We start from the raw sequence: 17,907 nt of genomic DNA on the forward strand, positions 1-17,907 counted from the left end.
AACTACTATTATGTCGAAAAAAAATAAGCCCGACCAGTTTGGTTTTGTATTTAGTACCAATCCCGATTTTCAGTTTGAAGGCGATAGTCAGGAAGCTGCTGCTACATTACCAAATGAACAACAACCGCTCAAAGTAAAGCTCGACACCAAACACAGAGGTGGAAAAGCGGTCACCTTAGTAACAGGATTTGTAGGAACACCGGAAGATCTGGAAACATTCGGAAAACAAATGAAAAACTTTTGTGGAACGGGTGGGGCGGTAAAAGATGGTGAAGCGATGGTGCAGGGTGATCAGCGTGAAAAAGTAATGCAGTTTTTACAAAAACAAGGCTATAAGAAAGCGAAGCGAATCTAGAATAAGTTAATAATTAAGAGTTGAATATTCAAAACGTACTATTACAATTTTTACACTCAACTCTTAATTATTAATTCTCAATTTATAATTTTTTATTGTCCCTGAGCTAAGCTATAACCTTTTTTCTCTCCGAACTGATTTAATAATTCAGTTGAACAGATCTTAAAGATTTCACTCGCTTTTAAAGTCAGCTCAATAGTGTCTTTTTGAGTTAACGTAATACCCTCTTTTGCTTCAAAACGGATATTAAAGCTATCTACTAAATTAGTATAAACAGAACCTGTAGGCCATACTTGTGTACCACGGTTGCTGATATTGATTAATTTGAATTTATCAGACTCTAATTGTTTTGCTTTTTCTGCAATCGGAGCTGGTTGTTCAATGCTTTCAACGAAGAAGTCGATGCCGGCAATTTTAGTTTCTCCGTGAAAAGTGGTATCCATCATTGGGTTTTGTGTTAATTTCTCCACTTTATGTTCTATCGGCTGATTGGGCAGCAATGCTTTCGGATTCGCTTTCGGTAGTTTACCTAAATTACCGATGATTGCATCTGAAAACTGAGTGGTATTTAATGAAGGAGTTGATTTATCTCCAAAGTCGCCGGTATGAATACCTTGTTCAAGTGTGTAGAGTAAAGCATTTTCGATTGTTGCCGCATGTTCCATTAATCCAAGGTGGCGTAACATCGCGATACCGCTTAATAAAAGTGCAGTTGGGTTAGCGATATTTTTTCCTGCGATATCCGGAGCAGTGCCGTGTACGGCTTCGAAAATACAAATATGATCACCGATGTTGGCCGACGGAGCAAATCCTAATCCTCCTACTAAACCGGCGCATAAATCGGATACAATGTCTCCCTGCAGGTTTGTTAATACAACTACGTCGAATAGGTCAGGACGCGTTACTAACTTCATACAAAGGTCGTCAACAATTACATCATCAGCTTTCAACTGCGGATATTCTTTAGCAATTTCGTAGAATGTTTCGAGAAACATTCCGTCAGTTAATTTCATGATGTTGGCTTTGTGGCCACAAGTGATTCTGCGGGCACCTTTTTTTGCAGCCATGTCAAATGCATAACGAATTACCTGCGCACTTCCACCGCGGGTGATAAATCTGCGGCTTAATGCGACATCATTTGTTAACATATGTTCAATTCCACCATAGGTATCTTCAATATTTTCGCGAACGATTGTTAAGTCAATAGGAATTCCAACTTTTGAAAAAACAGTGTCAACACCGTGTAAAGTCTGGAAAACACGATTGTTGGCATAAGTATTCCAGGTTTTACGTGCAGTAACATTTACAGATTTCACACCTTTACCTTTAGGAGTTTCCATTGGTCCTTTAAAAAGAATGCCCAGATTCTCAATGGTTTGTTGCGCTTCCGGAGTCATACCGTTTGAAAAACCTTTATCAAATACCCATTTCCCCATCTCAACCACTTCATATTCAAGAGGTACATTATTCGCATTAAAAATTTTTAATACGGCTTCCATGATTTCCGGACCGATTCCGTCTCCTTTAGCTACAGCTATTTTCATAATAAATTTTTTTGTAGGGTATTTCTATGCAATGGTTAAAAATGTTGTGCAAAAGTACCACCATTGATCTAATAAATGACGTTAAAATCTGAGACAATATTTTTTAAGGGAATATTTTTTTTATCTTTAATGTATTAATGATTTTATTTAATGATTTCTAAGATTTCAAAGGGAGTGAGGGTAACTGTCGAAACATTTTACCAATCCGAATACAGTAATCCTGTAGCCGGAGAGTATATGTTCGCTTATCGGATTACTATTAATAATTATAATAGTTTTCCGGTGAAACTTCATAGAAGACATTGGTATATTATTGATTCTAACGGAAGTAAAAGAGAAGTAGAAGGGGAAGGAGTGATCGGTGTTCAGCCGGTTTTGGAATCAGGAGAGCAATATCAATATGTGAGCGGGTGTAATTTAAGATCAGATATAGGAAAGATGTATGGAATATACAGTATGGAAAACTTATTCGATAAAACCTTTTTCGAGGTGCATATTCCCGTTTTCGAGATGATTGCACCATTTAAATTGAATTAAAAAATCCCCAACATTGTTGGGGATTTTTTAATATACACGGTTTCGATGCCGTTCTTATTATATTTAATGAATTGGTGTTTTATTCTTTTTAATACCTACACTAAATAATATTGCAGCCATTACAAAGAAGAAAATTGCACCTAAAATATCATATCCGGTTTTACCCAGAGAGTGAATGATGCCTTCTTCCACACTCCATTTACTTAATGTAGCACTGATGTTTTCAGATGCCATCAGGAATGCAACGATTACGCCTGCCAGGGCTCCACCTGCCACTAAGCCGGTAGCAAAAAGATTTCCTTTGCGAAGGTCTTCTTCCTCGTTGTCCTGTTTCTTTTTGGCTAGTTTACCATCTACCATTGCTCTAACTGCTCCACCGATAAATATAGGTAATGTTGTTGCTAATGGTAAGTATAATCCGATTGCAAAAGAAAGTGCTTTAATTCCACACAGTTCTACTACTATCGCAATGAAAATACCAACGATGATATATTGCCAGTCCAGATTTTGTGATTGAATTCCTTTAATCAGGGTTGCCATTAATGTTCCTTGCGGTGCAGGGAATTTGCTGGTTCCGATAGCGTGGTGAATTCCTTCTGAAATCATTTCAGGAGTTGGAGTATCTAATACTTTAATCGTAATACCAATTGCTACAGCGGAAACAATTGCTCCGATAAATAATGCGATCTGCTGATATTTTGGAGTAGCACCTAATATAAAGCCGGTTTTTAAATCTTGTGAAGTGGCTCCTGCATTCGCAGCAGCAATACAAATCAAACCGCCTACTACGAGCGCCATCGGTTCAAACACTTTACCGGTCCAGCCAACAGCTACGAAGATCAAACAGGTTCCCATTAATGTAGCGATCGTCATACCACTGATCGGGTTGTTTGAAGAACCGATTAAACCAACTATTCTTGAAGAAACGGTTACGAAGAATGCACCGAATACCACTACCAGCAGTCCGATTACCAGTTTTGACAAAAATCCTTCTCCCGGAAGAATCGGAATCAGGGCGATTAATCCGACTAATACAAGGCTGCCGATTCCTACTACTTTCAATGAAAGGTCTTGCTCTGTTCTTAATTTAGTGGTAGACGTATCACCTTGTTTTAAAGATTGTACACTGCCTTTAAAGGATGTGATAATAGTAGGAACAGTTTTGATTAATGTAATAAAACCTCCGGCAGCAACGGCTCCTGCACCTACCTGACGTAAATAGCCATAGTAAATGGCCTGAGAGAAGTCGTTGAAGGTTTGCGCTTCTGCATTCCAACCTCCCGGTCCGCCACTGATATTCAGGTCTTTTAAATAACCTAAACTCATCAATTGCTGTGCAATTGTTTCCGGAGGAACAACCGTTGATAATAATGGAATGAATACAAACCAGCAGAGAACGCTACCCGCAACCAGTACTCCGGCAATTTTAGGCCCTACGATATAACCGACCCCTAAATATTCCGGTGTTACTTCTCCGGTTAATTTAGCGGAAGGGAAAAACTTATGTGTTTGTTTGGTCATGAACGTCGGTGTTTCCGAAATTACGTGCATGATTTTCTGAAAAAATGCATAGATGAAAGCTACTCCTAAACCGAAGAACGCGGTTTTTGCCAGGTCTCCGCCTTTTTCTCCGGCTTTTAATACCGAAGCACAAGCGGTTCCTTCAGGATAAGGTAATGTTTCATGTTCTTGTACAATTAGCGGCTTTCTTAAAGGGATCATCATTAAGGTACCCAGAATTCCACCAATTACCGCCAGCACAAAAATGGTCATGTAATTGAAATAATCAGCACTGGCCGGGTCACTCAAAAATAGAAATCCTGGTAAAGTAAATACAACACCCGCAGCGATACTTTCACCTGCCGAACCTGTTGTTTGAATGATGTTGTTTTCAAGAATAGTCGTTCTCAAAAATAATTTACTCAATGTAATGGCCATTACTGCAATCGGAATAGAAGCCGAAACCGTTAAACCGGCTTTTAATGCCAGATATACTGTAGCAGCGCCAAAGATGATTCCGAACATTGCACCTACCAAAATGCTTTTAATGGTTAATTCAGCCATTTTGGTTTCAGGAGCAATATGCGGTCTGAAAGCTTGATTGGACATATTTTATAGTTTTACGATAAACATAAAGATGCATTAATAACGCTGGCTGCCTCCCCTCCGCAACAATGTTGAGGTTGGGGGGAGACAGCCAGAGGCGTTTAAAGGTATATATTTTTTTTCTGATAGAAGAGTCACACCTTATGCTCCTTTAAAAGTTGAACAACCTTCCTGACAGCACTAGGCCAGCTCTTTTTCATTCATTTTTTTCTCCATCCAGAATGAGCAAATAAACAGGATCGCTGCCGCTACTGCACCCATGATTACGAATAAAATGAAGAAGTCAAAATTGTTATTGATCTCATATCCCAGAAAGTTTTTCGGTCCGCTGTCTGGTTTTAAGGTAGAAAGTTTGCCTGCTAATTTACTGGCCACAGCGTTTGATAAAAACCAGACACCCATTAATAAGCTCAAAAATCTGATGGGTGCTAATTGCGATACCAGTGACATACCGATCGGCGACACACAAATTTCTCCCACTGTGTGTAATGCATACAAACTAATTAACCAGAACATAGATACTTTGGTGGTAACATCTTTTACACCGATGGCAATAACAAGATAGCCTAATGCTAATAATAAAAGACCCAGCGCCTGCTTTTTTGGAGAAGCCGGTTCCAGCTTTTTCTTTCCTAGAAATGACCATAATTGTGACATAACCGGTGCAAAAAGAATAATGAACAAGCCATTCACGCTGTTGAACCAACTGGCTGGTATTTCGGGTAATTCATATGGAACACCTAATACTAAATTGTAAATACCATAACCGATAGCACCTACAGCGAGGATGGAGAAGAGAATATTATGTTCTCTGGGAATGTCCATGATTTTTCTAAGAAAGGCATATAAAATACCGAAGATTCCAAGTATGAAGAAAACTACAAATCCGAGTTTCGTGGATATACTGATCGAACGGTCGGTATCACGTTCTGCAAATAAGGTGAGTGAAGAACCGCCCTGTTCAAATGCTGCCCAGAAGAAGATTACGAAGAATACAGCAATGAAGATTACTGAGATTTTTCCTTTTTCAACTTTTGTAAGCGAAGGGTCGGTAATGATAAGTCCGCAAATAGCTACCGGTAAGCTAAAAATTAAACATCCTACCCAGTCAATACCCTGCGATTGCCATACAAAGAATAAAACGACTGCAATACCAAACCATATCGCAAGAGATTTATAGCTGATACTAACTTTTTGCGCAGCATTCTGTGAATCTTTTTTAGCAGCATTCGGTAACACACCGATCTGAGTACCTTGCGGAGAAACGATGTATTTATTTTTAAGCCAGATAAAGTTGATCGTTCCGATAATCATTGCAATGCCTGCTGCAAAAAAGCCCCACTTGAAAAATTGTGGTAAGGCCATATTGGCGTCATCAACTTTTTCGGCCAATCCACCGCAAATAATAGGTCCGATAAAGGAACCGAGGTTAATACCCATATAGAAGATGGTGAAAGCAGCATCCAGCCTTTTGTCGCCGGCATTGTACAGCTGACCTACCATGGTACTGATATTCGGTTTGAAAAATCCGTTTCCTAAAATAATGAAACAGAGACCGAACCACATTAAAATATTAGCTAATGATTGATCCTGATAGTTGGAGGCACTGAAGAACATAATGAACTGTCCGATTGCCATTAAAATACCACCTGTAATGATAGATCTTCTGTTGCCCCAGAATTTGTCGGCGATATAACCTCCCAGAAGTGGAGTAAGATAAACTAATCCTGTATAACTTCCGTATACACCATTTTGTGCATAGTCATCTCCGAAACGTAATCCGTTAATGATATATAACACGAGGATTGCTCTCATGCCGTAATAGCTAAACCTTTCCCACATTTCAGTAAAGAACAAAACGAACAATCCTTTAGGATGTTTTCCTACCGCCGTTTGACTCATAATTAATAAATATTTTAATATTAAAATACATATGAATATATCTCAATTCAAAAAAAAGATCGCCTAAAATAAGATAAAAACCGATCTGAACGAATAAAAATTGGCTAAATCGGTTTTGAATGCCGAAATTCGCACCTGAGAAAAAGTAACTACTACTATGAATATATTATTATTAGGATCGGGAGGAAGAGAGCACGCTTTAGCCTGGAAACTGGCACAAAGCAAACAGTGCGATCAATTGTTTATTGCTCCCGGAAATGCCGGCACTGCGTTGTGCGGTAAAAATGTAGCTATTAAAGCCACCGATTTTGATGCCGTTAAAAAGTTTGTGCTCGAGCAAACAATCGGGCTGGTAGTAGTAGGGCCGGAAGAACCGTTGGTAAAAGGAATTGTAGATTTTTTCAGAAAAGATGAAGCGCTCAAAGAGGTAGTCATTATCGGACCTTCTCAATATGGAGCACAACTGGAGGGAAGTAAAGCTTTTGCTAAAAAGTTCATGGAGAAATATAATATACCGACAGCTGCCTACAAAGAATTTGATAAAAATACTTATGCTGAAGGAATTGCTTATTTACAGCAACATCCATTGCCGATTGTATTGAAAGCCGATGGTTTGGCAGCCGGTAAAGGAGTATTGATTTGTCAATCAAACCTGGAAGCAGTAGCAGAGTTTGAACTGATGTTGCAACAGAATAAGTTTGGAGATGCTGGTAATAAAGTAGTGGTAGAAGCTTTCTTAGACGGAATTGAGTTAAGTGTATTTATTCTTACCGACGGAAAAGAATACGTAGTGCTTCCTGAAGCAAAAGATTATAAAAGAATAGGAGAAAAAGATAGCGGCCTGAATACCGGTGGTATGGGCGCGGTGAGCCCGGTACCATTTGCTGATGAAGTGTTTATGAAGAAAGTAGAAGACAGGGTTATTCGTCCGACTGTAGAAGGGTTAAATGCTGAAAATATTGATTATAAAGGATTTGTGTTTATTGGTTTGATTAAAGTGGGTGAAGAACCGATGGTAATTGAATACAATTGCCGTATGGGTGATCCTGAAACGGAAGTGGTAATGCCGAGGTTGAAAACTGACCTGGTCGATTTATTACTGGCAACTGATTCAGGAAAGCTGGGTACCATTAAAGTAGAGCAGGATTCAAGGTCGGCCTGCACGGTAATGGCTGTAAGTGGCGGTTATCCCGGAAATTATGAGAAAGGCTTTGTGATAAGTGGTTTAGATCAGGAATTACCTGCCGATAGTTTGATTTTCCATGCAGGAACAGGTTTATCGGCCAGCGATGAGGTAGTAACCAGTGGCGGGCGGGTATTGTGTGTTACTTCTTTTGGGAATAATATCCCGGCAGCCGTTTCAAAATCAAGAAGCGTATTAAATAACATTGATTTTGAAGGAATGTATTACAGAAGGGATATCGGGTATGAATTTGAATAACAAGTAACGAATGCCATATGTCAAAACAAGATGTACATTATAGCGATTATCTGGAATTAGATAAAATTCTGAATGCCCAGTTTCTGGAAAGTGATAAAGCGGGCACCCATGCTCATGATGAGATGTTGTTCATTGTAATTCACCAGGCTTATGAGCTTTGGTTTAAACAATTATTGTTTGAAGCCGATTCTGTGGTGGATATCATGAAGCAGGAAATATTAAATGACAACTCTCCCGAGCTTCAAACAGTTGAGCATCGTTTATCAAGAATGGTAACCATTCTGAAATTGCTGGTGCAACAAATTGATGTGATGGAAACGATGACTCCGATGGATTTCTTAGATTTCAGAGATTTGCTACGTCCGGCGAGTGGTTTCCAAAGCTGGCAGTTTAAAATTCTGGAAGCCAAATTAGGGCTAAGATATCAGCATCGCTTTGGCCAGGAGTATTATATCTCTCAGTTACGTCCTGCGCAGGTAGAGATGATTAAATCGGTAGAGGCACAGAAAACATTGCTGGAATTATTAAATACCTGGTTGGAACGTATGCCGTTTTTTGAAGAGGCAGGAAACTGGCAGGATTATCAATCGCAATACCCGCATCAGGCAGAAATGCATCCTTTTTGGAGCGACTATCAGCAGGCGTATATGAATAGTTTATCGAATGCAGAAGCGGCCCATAAGGAGCAATTTAGTGAGGTGTTTTTTGAGAAAGGTGCCGGTCAGCATTTAAGCGCAAAAGCATCGCGGGCAGCACTCTTCATCATGTTGTATCGCGGTTATCCGATGTTACATCTGCCCTTTCAGGTGCTGAACCAGTTACTGGAGATAGATGAGCAGTTAAGTACCTGGAGATATCGTCATATGAGTATGGTACACAGAATAATTGGCACCAGAATTGGTACAGGAGGAAGTACCGGAAAAGAGTATTTGAAAGGTGCGTTAGATAAACATTACATATTTGCTGACATCGCACGTTTAACCAGTTTTCTGATAGAGCGGAGGCATCTCCCGAAACTGAGTGTGAATGTTGAAAAAAGATTAGGATTTCTACAGTAATTCTGAAGATAAAAAAAGCAAGATCTAACAACAGGATCTTGCTTTTTTGTTAAATGAATATAAAAATTAATGAAAATCGATATATGATCGATAAATTCAGGCGAAATACAATTCTGATCAGCATTTGGCGTTATGCTAAAGTACCGGCAAGAAAAAATTATTAATAACTAAAAACGAATAGAAGATTGATGTATCTTTAAGAATTAACAAATGTTAGAAAAAAACTGAATGAAAAGCAACTGCGCTTTGTTATTCTGAATTATTTGCATCAATTTTGCACAACTATTCAATTCTCAAAAAATCAGATCAAATAAAATGGGCTTATTCAATTTATTCACCCAGGAGATAGCAATGGATCTGGGTACAGCCAATACGCTTATAATACATAACGATGAAATAGTAGTGAATGAACCAAGTATTGTGGCTTTGGATAGAAACAATCCAAAACAGGTATTGGCCGTGGGTAAACGTGCGTTGATGATGCACGAAAAAACTCACGAGAATATTAGAACGGTTCGTCCATTAAAAGATGGCGTAATTGCCGACTTCAACGCTGCCGAGTTAATGATCAGAGAGTTGATGAAAATGATTTACCCTAAAAAGCCTTTATTCCCTCCTTCCTGGAGAATGATGATCTGTATCCCTTCCAGTATTACTGAGGTTGAGAAGAGAGCTGTGCACGACAGTGCAGAGCAGGCTGGTGCAAAAGAAGTTTATTTGATTCATGAGCCAATGGCAGCCGCATTAGGTATCGGTATCGATGTGGAAGAGCCGGTTGGTAATATGATTATTGATATTGGCGGTGGTACCACCGGTATTACCGTTATCGCTTTAGCCGGTATTGTATGCGATCAGAGTATCCGTATTGCCGGAGATGAATTTACTGCAGACATCATGGAGGCTTTACGTCGTTACCATAGTCTTTTGATTGGTGAGCGTACTGCTGAGCAGATTAAAATCAATATCGGTGCTGCCATGAAAGATCTGGATAACCCACCGGATGATATTCCTGTAAACGGTAGAGACCTTGTAACCGGTATTCCGAAGCAAATTATGGTTTCTTACCAGGAAATTGCCGAAGCATTGGATAAATCTATCTTCAAAATAGAGGAAGCTATCTTAAAAGCCCTTGAAATGACCCCGCCTGAGTTGGCTGCCGACATTTATCGTCGTGGTTTATACCTTACCGGTGGTGGTGCATTGCTGAGAGGTCTTGATAAGCGCCTGTCTCAGAAAATTAAATTACCTGTACACGTAGCAGACGATCCGTTAAAAAGCGTTGTGCGCGGAACAGGACTTGCACTAAAAAATTACGAACACTATCCATTCGTGATGCGTCAGTAACCTTGTAAAAGGATACGGTAGAGTGGAATTGGTAATGCTAAAACGAAAGCTGCGTGCGTAATATATTTCTGTTTTTAAAAAATCGAAGCAAGTTTATCATCTTCGTTGCCTTGCAAGTAATTGCTTTATGGATATTGTTTAAGTACAATAAGTTTCATGAAGCGGCTTATCTTGGGGTAGCAGGTGAGATAACAGGACGTATTAATCAGCAGTATAATAAAGTAGAATATTACTTTCAGTTAAAGCAAACCAACGATGCCCTGGTACGGGAAAATCTGGAACTCAGGCAACAACTGGCTCAAAATTTTGAAGCCCCTGATACCAGTTTTACCAACTTTACAGATACCGTTAACTTTCTAAAGGATAACGAGCAACGAAAATATCGTTACCGTTCGGCCAAAGTACTGAACAATACCTATACACTTACAGATAACTATCTTACCATCCATATCGGTACTGCTCAGGGAGTACAAAAGGATATGGGGGTAATCGGTGCCGATGGCGTCGTAGGTACCATTGTAAATGCCGGAAAAAACTTTTCGGTAGTAATGAGCCTGTTGCACCATCAAAGTAAACTGAGCGCGAGACATTTGCGCAGTGGTGAAACCGGTTCGGTATATTGGGAAGGAGAATCTCCATTCGAACTTACGATGACAAATGTTCAGAAAAGTGTTGAAGTAAAAGTAGGAGATACCATCGTTACCAGCCAATATGCTTCTTATCGTTACCCGCAGGGTATTATGATAGGTACTGTTATAGAAGTGGAAGAAAACAATTCCAGAAACTTTCATACGTTAAAACTAAGGCCTTCTACCCATTTTAACCGGTTAGAGTGGGTTACTGTTGTAGAAAATCTGCAACTCGAAGAACAATTAGCAATCGAAGAAAGCACCCGTAAAAATTAGCAATGAGCGATTTGGTGAAAAATATTATCCGTTTTGCAGCATTTATCCTGATCCAGGTATATGTGTTGAACCGTATTCCACCGGTACATCGTTTCATTGTTCCTTATCTTTACTTCTTATATATCCTTTGGTTACCTTTTAAAACTACCCCGATCAACCTGATGCTGATCGCATTTGTTTTCGGTATCTCATTGGATTCTTTCACCAATACGCCCGGTCTGCATGCGGCAGCTTGTGTATTAATTGCGTTTATCCGCCCTTATTTAATCACAATTATTTTGCCGCAAGAGCGAAAAGAGCTATATTATACCAACCCGTCGGTGAAAAGTCTGGGGGGAGTAGCTCCTTACGCATTGTATATATCGGTACTCACGTTTATCCACCACCTGTACCTGACCTTCCTCGAATGGTTATCAACAGGAAACTGGTGGTACTTCCTTGGAAAAGTATTGGCAACTACAGGCGTAAGCTTAATGCTGATTCTGATTGCTGAAATTCTGGTATACAGAAAAGATCAGATGAGAACGAATGCTTAATCACCGGCCTGAATTCTTTTAATTATAATCAATAAAGGATCACTATCCTATGGCGCTTTTTAATCAATCTAGAGGAAGGATTATTCAACTCATATTCGTAGGTATATTTCTGATCATGCTGATTCAGTTGTTTAACCTGCAAATTCTTTCGGGAAAATATCGCCAATTGGCAATGGATAATGCTGTTTTTGCGAAAGTGCGCTATCCTGACAGAGGCATTATCTTCGACAGAAACGGAAAAGCTATTCTTGATAATACCATTCTTTACGATCTCGTAGTCACTCCTTCCGAATTAAAAAATGCTGATACTTTCGGTCTTTGCCGTTTACTTGCTATTGACACTGCTCAGTTCAGAAAAAGAGTAAATGATGCTATTATAAAAAACGGCCGATATCGCCCTTCCGTATTTCAATCTTTATTAACTCCTGAATTACACGCACGTTTAGAAGAAAATATATGGAAGTACAATGGATTTGCATTGGTTGAAAGACCGGTTCGTAAATACCCTTACAACGCCGGCGCACATGTAATGGGATATATCGGTGAAGTAGACCAGAACATTATTAAGAAATCTAATAACTATTATAGAATGGGCGACTTTGTCGGCCGCTCAGGATTAGAAGCCAGTTATGAAACTGTATTGATGGGGCAACGTGGCGTAGAATACATGATTAAAGATAATCATAACAGATTGGTAGGGTCATACGAAAATGGATTACGGGATACCTTACCGATTGCCGGTAATAATCTTCATACTTATCTCGATATCGAACTACAACAAATGGCAGAAGCCATGATGGCAAATAAAGTAGGTGCTGTGGTTGCAATTGATCCCAGAACAGGTGGTATCCTTGCAATGGCCAGTGGCCCGAATTATGACCCTAACGAACTCAGTGGCCCTAATAAAAATAAAAACTATTCCCGGTTAGCACTGGATGTATCTTCCCCAATGTTTAACAGAGCTATCAAAGGCCAATACCCTCCGGGTTCTACTTTTAAACCTTTAGGGGCTTTGGTTGCACTAGACGAAGGATTGATTACTCCTTCTTACGGATATGCGTGTGGAGGAACTTATTATGGTTGTACCCGGCCGCTGAATTGTACCGAAAAATGGGGAGGGCACGCCAATAACCTTCGCGATGCCATTGCATGGTCGTGTAACTCTTACTTCTCAGAAGTACTCAAAAAAACAATTGATAATCCCAAGTATAGAAATCCGAGAAAAGGCCTGATGGTTTGGAAAGATTATATGACAGCCATGGGATTGGGTTATCGCCTGGGTGTTGACTTACCAAGCGAAGATGCCGGTAACATTCCTGATACGGCTGATTATGACAAATCTTATAACGGACTCTGGAACTCCTGTACAATGGTGGGAGGAGGATTAGGAATCGGACAGGATAAAATGCTGACAACTCCTTTGCAACTGGCAAATGCCATGTGTGTGATTGCCAATAAGGGATATTATTATACACCGCATTTTGTAAAGAAAATAGATAATTACCCGGGAGCAGATTCTATACTGGCTCCTTATAAAGTAAAACATGAAGCTTTAACACATATATCCGATCAGGCGTTTGAAATCGTGATCTCCGGTATGCAGGATGTGGTGGATAAAGGTACCGGTAGAGTAGCACAAATACCGGGTATTCAAATTTGTGCAAAAACAGGTACCGCTCAAAATAGAATCATCTTTGAAGGAAAACGGCTTGATTTGAAAGACAACTCAATGTTTGTTTGTTTTGCACCAAGAGATAATCCGAAAATTGCCATTGCCGTAGTAGTACAAAACGGTGGTTACGGTTCTACATGGGCCGCTCCGATTGCGTCGATTATTATGGAAAAATACCTGAACGATACTTTGCGCCCCGAAAAAGCACGTAGAATGGAAGAAATCAGTCAAACCAATCTGATGCCTTCTTACTTAAAGAGAATGCAGTATCGCGAAGATTCAATCAGAGCTTTTAAATGGTTTGAAATGACCAAAGACAGCGCCTATATCGAGAAGTACCTGAAACCGGTTCGTCAGACTGTACGCCCGGCGGCCGTACCTACCCAACAGGCAGCAGTTCCGGCAAAAGAAAATAAATCCAATCATTCGAATCAACCTAAAAAAGCTGAATTAGTAGTAGATAGAATTCGTACTAAAGAATTCAACGGATAAAAATATGGCACGCAGAAACCAGGAAATATCAAAAGGCATTGATACTACATTGATTCTATTGTACCTCGCTTTGGTAACAATAGGAATCATCAGTATTTTTTCCGTTACTTATCAGGAAGGAACACCTGTTGTAAAAAGTTTTTTAGAATATAAAACCGATTACAGTAAACAGTTTTACTTCTTTATACTATCTCTGTTTGTGGGCTTATTTATTACGCTCACCGACTCTAAATTTTTTACCGCTACCGCCAATATCTGGTATGTAGTAGGTATTTTAATGTTATTGCTGGTATTTCCGTTTCATACACAAATTAAAGGTACCGAATCAATTATTCGCTTCGGTTCTATTCAGGTACAACCTGCAGAGATTTGTAAAATTCCTGTGGCACTGGCACTGGCAAAATATCTGTCACGGATTGAAACAGACTTCTCAAAAGTAAAATCACAATTAATCGGTATTGCCATTTGTTTGTTCCCGGCTGTTTTAACCATCATGCAAAAAGAAACAGGACTGGCATTGGTATTTTTCGCCTTTTTTCTCGTGATGTTCAGAGAAGGATTGCCTCCATCATACCTTATCATTGGTTTTTCACTGGCGGTTTTAATTGTAGCAACATTAGTGGTTGACAAAGATGTATTAGCCATTGTGCTGACCGTTATTGCTTCCATTGGTATTTATTTATCAAGACGTCAAATCAAAAAAAATAAAGGACTCTTATTTTCTATATTGCTGGTGTGGGCTGTATGTGTGGGCATTCAACGTTTTGCCGTACCATTCCTCTTTCAGAAAGTGTTGCAACCGCACCATGTAGAAAGAGTCTTCTCATTGATTGGTAAAGAAAATCCTTATGTAGACCCGGCAGTGGCTGAAGCAAATGCAGCAAAAAAACATCAGGGCATTGACTATAATGTTCGTCAAAGTAAAATCGCTATCGGATCAGGTGGCTTTAGCGGAAAAGGTTTATTGAAAGGAACACAAACCCGCTTTGATTTTGTTCCCGAACAACGTACTGATTTTATATTCTGTACAATCGGCGAAGGTTTTGGATTTTTAGGGTCTGTTGTTTTTCTGGGGCTTTACTTCTTCTTTTTGCTAAGAATTGTATTCGTTGCAGAGCGGCAAAGGTCTACTTTTTCCCGTGTGTTTGCATATAGCCTGGCTTCCGTATTGTTTTTTCATATCGCTATTAATATTTGTATGACCATAGGCCTGGCACCGGTGATCGGTATTACCCTGCCCTATATCAGTTATGGCGGTACTTCATTGTTAACATTTTCAGTAATGTTCTTTATTCTGATCAGGCTGGATGCCGACCGTCAAATGATTTTACGATAGTTTACTCTTTTTTTAAGACCTTTGAGGTATGAAAATAATTCCTTTAAGTGAAGGAGCTTTCACTATTGACAAGTCGAAGTTGTTCGTACCTTTTAATACGGAAGAAGATGATCTTCAGTCAAGACCGATAGGCTCACTGTTAGTGGAGGTACAACCTTTTCTGGTAATAACCAGTGAAGATGTATTGTTGATCGATGCAGGATTAGGTTTTGAACAGGAAAACGGACAATTACAGTTATTAAATATGCTGGCAGCCAACGGTTATCAACGCGACGATATTACCAAAGTGCTGATGTCACATTTACATAAAGACCACGCAGGCGGTATCAGTGTTACGAATACTCAGGGACAGAAAGAATTAACTTTTCCCAAAGCTACTTATTACGTGCAACGTAAGGAGTTTGAATTTGCAAAAGAAAAGGGCCGTCCTTCCTATATTCCGGAAGAACTGGAATGTCTGGAAAATGCGCCGAATGTTGTTTGGCTGGAGGGTGATGGTGTGATTGATGGTTATATCAGGTATCAGATCACGGCAGCACATTGTCCGTATCATCAGGTATTCTGGATTGTTGACGGTGGTGAAACCGTATTCTTTGGTGCAGATGATGCTCCGCAGTTACACCAGATGAAATCACGCTTTGTAGCCAAATATGATTATGACGGAAAAAAATGTATGGAGTTAAGGCAACAATGGTGGGAAGAAGGTGAACAGGGAAAATGGTCTTTCCTGTTTTATCACGATATCAAAACTCCCGTTTACAAGTTTGACTAAAATATTACTATCAATAAAAAAGCTGCTTCAAATAAAAATTGAAACAGCTTTTTTGTTTGCTACTGTCAGAAATATAGTGACAGCTCCATCGGCTATACTTAGTTATTTACTTTGTTTTTTAATCGTTGCTCCTGCGGGGGAGTCGGACGATCTGCTCTGTTATCTATTCTGCGTTTAAATTCAGTTTGTACCTTCTCATTGAATTCTTTTTCAGCCTGGAAGAATAATTTTATTTTTTCTTCACTGAGTGCTTTTCCGAATTCACCCTGGTATTTCTTTTTCAGCAATACCACTTTTTCTTCGTTGGCCACCACATCTGACCGGTCTTTCAGATTAGCCTGACGCAGATTTTTAAATTCGTTATCATATTTTTTATAAATCGGCCAGAACTTTTCAGCCTCGGCTTCGGTTAAATTTAATTTTTCGGTAACGTAAGCGATTTTAAGTGTTTGCACTCTGTTGGTATTATCAGCCTTTTGTTGACCAAAACCGATCAGCGAGATAAACAAAGTGCTTAAAATAATACTAATTGATTTCATAACTTATATATTATATAATGTTTAAATAGACTTCCAGTTCTTCGGTCGAAAACTCCGAAAGTGATTCGTCGATATCGAAATTCCAGTCATCGGTATCCTTTTCATCGTTGGCGTATAAAAATACCACGCTTTCTGTAGAAGTGTCCATACCCTGATTAGCGGCAAATACCATTAAATCGTCGGTAGGTAACGCTTCAATAGCGGTGAGATATTTTTCCTGACCTGTTTCCTGATTATTATTCAGAAACTGCTGTGCTGTTAACAACAATAATAATCCGGCTGCCACTGCGCCTGCCCAACGGTAAAGTTTTTTCTGGATAGAAATCACTTTTGCCGGTTGCTTTACTTTTTTCAGTACTTCTTGCGGAAGTGTGTTGAAATAGTTCACAGGCACTGAATAAGGGTTTTCTTTTGACACATTCAGCTGAACTTCTTCGTCAGATGACCTGATTTTAGACATAACAGCGGCAGCTAGTCCTTCAAAATATTGAGAATCAGGTGCTGAGAACGGGTTCTTTTTGTTGTTTTGATCTGTAATCTGTTGATTAACAGTTAAAAACAAGCTATCGAAATACCCTTTGGGCACATTGTAAGGTGTTTTCCGGGGTATTTGTGAAAGAACTCGGAATTCATTCAGTTCATTTAATATGTCAATAGGATGAGCCATATATAAGTTTGACCGTTTAAATGTTAAAAGGTTTAATTTGACAACAAAAATTCTTCAATTTTTTTTGCAGCGTGATGATAATTAGCCTTCAAGGCGCCCACACTGGTGTTCAGCACTTCACTGATTTCCTCATACGTCATTTCATCATAGTACCTTAAATTGAATACAGCCCGTTGTTTATCAGGTAGTTGTTGAATGGCGAGTTGAAGTTTCCATTCTGCTTTTTGCGCGTCGAATTCTTTCTCGGCTGTAATTGATTCTGATAAATCATGTTTAACATCATCAAAATCAACGACTGATGTCTTTTTTCGCTGTTCCAGAAAAGATAAGCTTTCGTTGGTTGCAATTCTGTACAGCCAGGTATACAGCTTTGAATCTGCCCTGAATTGATCAATATGGCTCCATACTTTTATAAAAGTATTTTGAATCACATCGTTGGCATCTTCGTGTGATACCACGATACGTCTGATATGCCAATAAATTTTTTCCTGATATTTCTTCATGAGATGGGTAAAAGCCTGTTCTTTGTTTCCCTGTTGAAATTCAAGTAATATTTCCTGATCTGAGATAGCGCTCATATAGTGTTTGTGAATGTTTAATGGATGGCAAGCCTATGTTTTAAGGTAAGTTAAGTTACAAAAAAAGGTGGAATTTACAGGTGCCCGGTGGGGGCACATTTGTAGGATGTATATAAAAAATCC

Annotated in this window: 16 protein-coding genes; 10 read left to right on the forward strand and 6 right to left on the reverse strand. The window is 39.3% G+C overall.

The genetic code is table 11. The annotated features are described in order from the left end of the window. The first annotated feature begins 10 nt into the window (after positions 1-10). Positions 11-355, forward strand: a complete 345-nt coding sequence (locus tag D9O48_RS01510) for a translation initiation factor (protein ID WP_126969881.1) — start codon at positions 11-13, stop codon at positions 353-355. Positions 356-447: 92 nt separating this feature from the next. On the opposite strand, the gene D9O48_RS01515 is transcribed toward D9O48_RS01510, so the two are convergent. Then, entirely contained in the window at positions 448-1,899 is a 1,452-nt protein-coding gene (locus tag D9O48_RS01515) for an NADP-dependent isocitrate dehydrogenase (RefSeq protein ID WP_126969883.1), read from the reverse strand. Positions 1,900-2,049: 150 nt separating this feature from the next. Here D9O48_RS01515 and apaG point away from each other — a divergent pair, with 150 nt between their 5' ends. Further along, on the forward strand, positions 2,050-2,436 hold the full coding sequence (gene apaG, locus D9O48_RS01520) for a Co2+/Mg2+ efflux protein ApaG (protein WP_126969885.1): 387 nt from the start codon (positions 2,050-2,052) through the stop codon (positions 2,434-2,436). 63 nt (positions 2,437-2,499) lie between these two features. On the opposite strand, the gene D9O48_RS01525 is transcribed toward apaG, so the two are convergent. Both D9O48_RS01525 and D9O48_RS01530 read right to left on the reverse strand, forming a co-directional pair. Beyond that, positions 2,500-4,545 carry an OPT family oligopeptide transporter gene (locus D9O48_RS01525; RefSeq protein ID WP_126969887.1) on the reverse strand — a complete coding sequence of 682 codons (2,046 nt, stop codon included), beginning with the start codon at positions 4,543-4,545 and terminating at the stop codon, positions 2,500-2,502. 177 nt (positions 4,546-4,722) lie between these two features. Continuing rightward, the gene (locus D9O48_RS01530; RefSeq protein ID WP_126969889.1) at positions 4,723-6,444 is read right to left on the reverse strand and encodes a peptide MFS transporter; all 1,722 of its coding nucleotides are present in this window, start codon (positions 6,442-6,444) and stop codon (positions 4,723-4,725) included. Positions 6,445-6,601: 157 nt separating this feature from the next. Here D9O48_RS01530 and purD point away from each other — a divergent pair, with 157 nt between their 5' ends. The 8 genes from purD to D9O48_RS01570 all read left to right on the forward strand — a co-directional run bounded on the left by purD (position 6,602) and on the right by D9O48_RS01570 (position 16,000). Then, entirely contained in the window at positions 6,602-7,885 is a 1,284-nt protein-coding gene (gene purD, locus D9O48_RS01535; protein ID WP_126969891.1) for a phosphoribosylamine--glycine ligase, read from the forward strand. A gap of 17 nt (positions 7,886-7,902) precedes the next feature. Next, positions 7,903-8,943: a tryptophan 2,3-dioxygenase family protein gene (locus tag D9O48_RS01540; protein WP_126969893.1), complete on the forward strand. Its 1,041-nt coding sequence runs from the start codon at positions 7,903-7,905 to the stop codon at positions 8,941-8,943. A gap of 315 nt (positions 8,944-9,258) precedes the next feature. After that, the gene (locus D9O48_RS01545; protein ID WP_126969895.1) at positions 9,259-10,287 is read left to right on the forward strand and encodes a rod shape-determining protein; all 1,029 of its coding nucleotides are present in this window, start codon (positions 9,259-9,261) and stop codon (positions 10,285-10,287) included. A gap of 53 nt (positions 10,288-10,340) precedes the next feature. Continuing rightward, entirely contained in the window at positions 10,341-11,192 is an 852-nt protein-coding gene (mreC, locus tag D9O48_RS01550; RefSeq protein WP_126969897.1) for a rod shape-determining protein MreC, read from the forward strand. 2 nt (positions 11,193-11,194) lie between these two features. Beyond that, a complete protein-coding gene (locus tag D9O48_RS01555) occupies positions 11,195-11,728 on the forward strand; it encodes a rod shape-determining protein MreD (protein ID WP_126969899.1) in 534 nt (177 codons plus the stop codon). Between the two features lie 49 nt (positions 11,729-11,777). After that, positions 11,778-13,892 (forward strand): penicillin-binding protein 2, encoded by a 2,115-nt coding sequence (gene mrdA, locus D9O48_RS01560; protein ID WP_126969901.1) that lies wholly within the window; start codon positions 11,778-11,780, stop codon positions 13,890-13,892. A 4-nt stretch (positions 13,893-13,896) separates the two neighbouring features. Further along, positions 13,897-15,228 (forward strand): rod shape-determining protein RodA, encoded by a 1,332-nt coding sequence (rodA, locus tag D9O48_RS01565; protein WP_126969903.1) that lies wholly within the window; start codon positions 13,897-13,899, stop codon positions 15,226-15,228. Between the two features lie 28 nt (positions 15,229-15,256). After that, positions 15,257-16,000 carry an MBL fold metallo-hydrolase gene (locus D9O48_RS01570; RefSeq protein WP_126969905.1) on the forward strand — a complete coding sequence of 248 codons (744 nt, stop codon included), beginning with the start codon at positions 15,257-15,259 and terminating at the stop codon, positions 15,998-16,000. A 98-nt stretch (positions 16,001-16,098) separates the two neighbouring features. Here the strand turns inward: D9O48_RS01570 and D9O48_RS01575 are convergent, their stop codons facing one another. The 3 genes from D9O48_RS01575 to D9O48_RS01585 are packed head-to-tail and all read right to left on the reverse strand — an operon-like array spanning position 16,099 to position 17,784. Beyond that, the gene (locus D9O48_RS01575) at positions 16,099-16,539 is read right to left on the reverse strand and encodes a hypothetical protein (protein WP_126969907.1); all 441 of its coding nucleotides are present in this window, start codon (positions 16,537-16,539) and stop codon (positions 16,099-16,101) included. Between the two features lie 10 nt (positions 16,540-16,549). Next, positions 16,550-17,206, reverse strand: coding sequence for a hypothetical protein (locus tag D9O48_RS01580; RefSeq protein ID WP_126969909.1), 657 nt, complete (start codon positions 17,204-17,206; stop codon positions 16,550-16,552). 32 nt (positions 17,207-17,238) lie between these two features. Then, positions 17,239-17,784: an RNA polymerase sigma factor gene (locus D9O48_RS01585; RefSeq protein ID WP_126969911.1), complete on the reverse strand. Its 546-nt coding sequence runs from the start codon at positions 17,782-17,784 to the stop codon at positions 17,239-17,241. Between the last annotated feature and the right edge of the window lie 123 nt (positions 17,785-17,907).

Origin of the sequence: Gynurincola endophyticus (assembly GCF_003991195.1) — a bacterium.
Taxonomy (GTDB): domain Bacteria; phylum Bacteroidota; class Bacteroidia; order Chitinophagales; family Chitinophagaceae; genus Gynurincola; species Gynurincola endophyticus.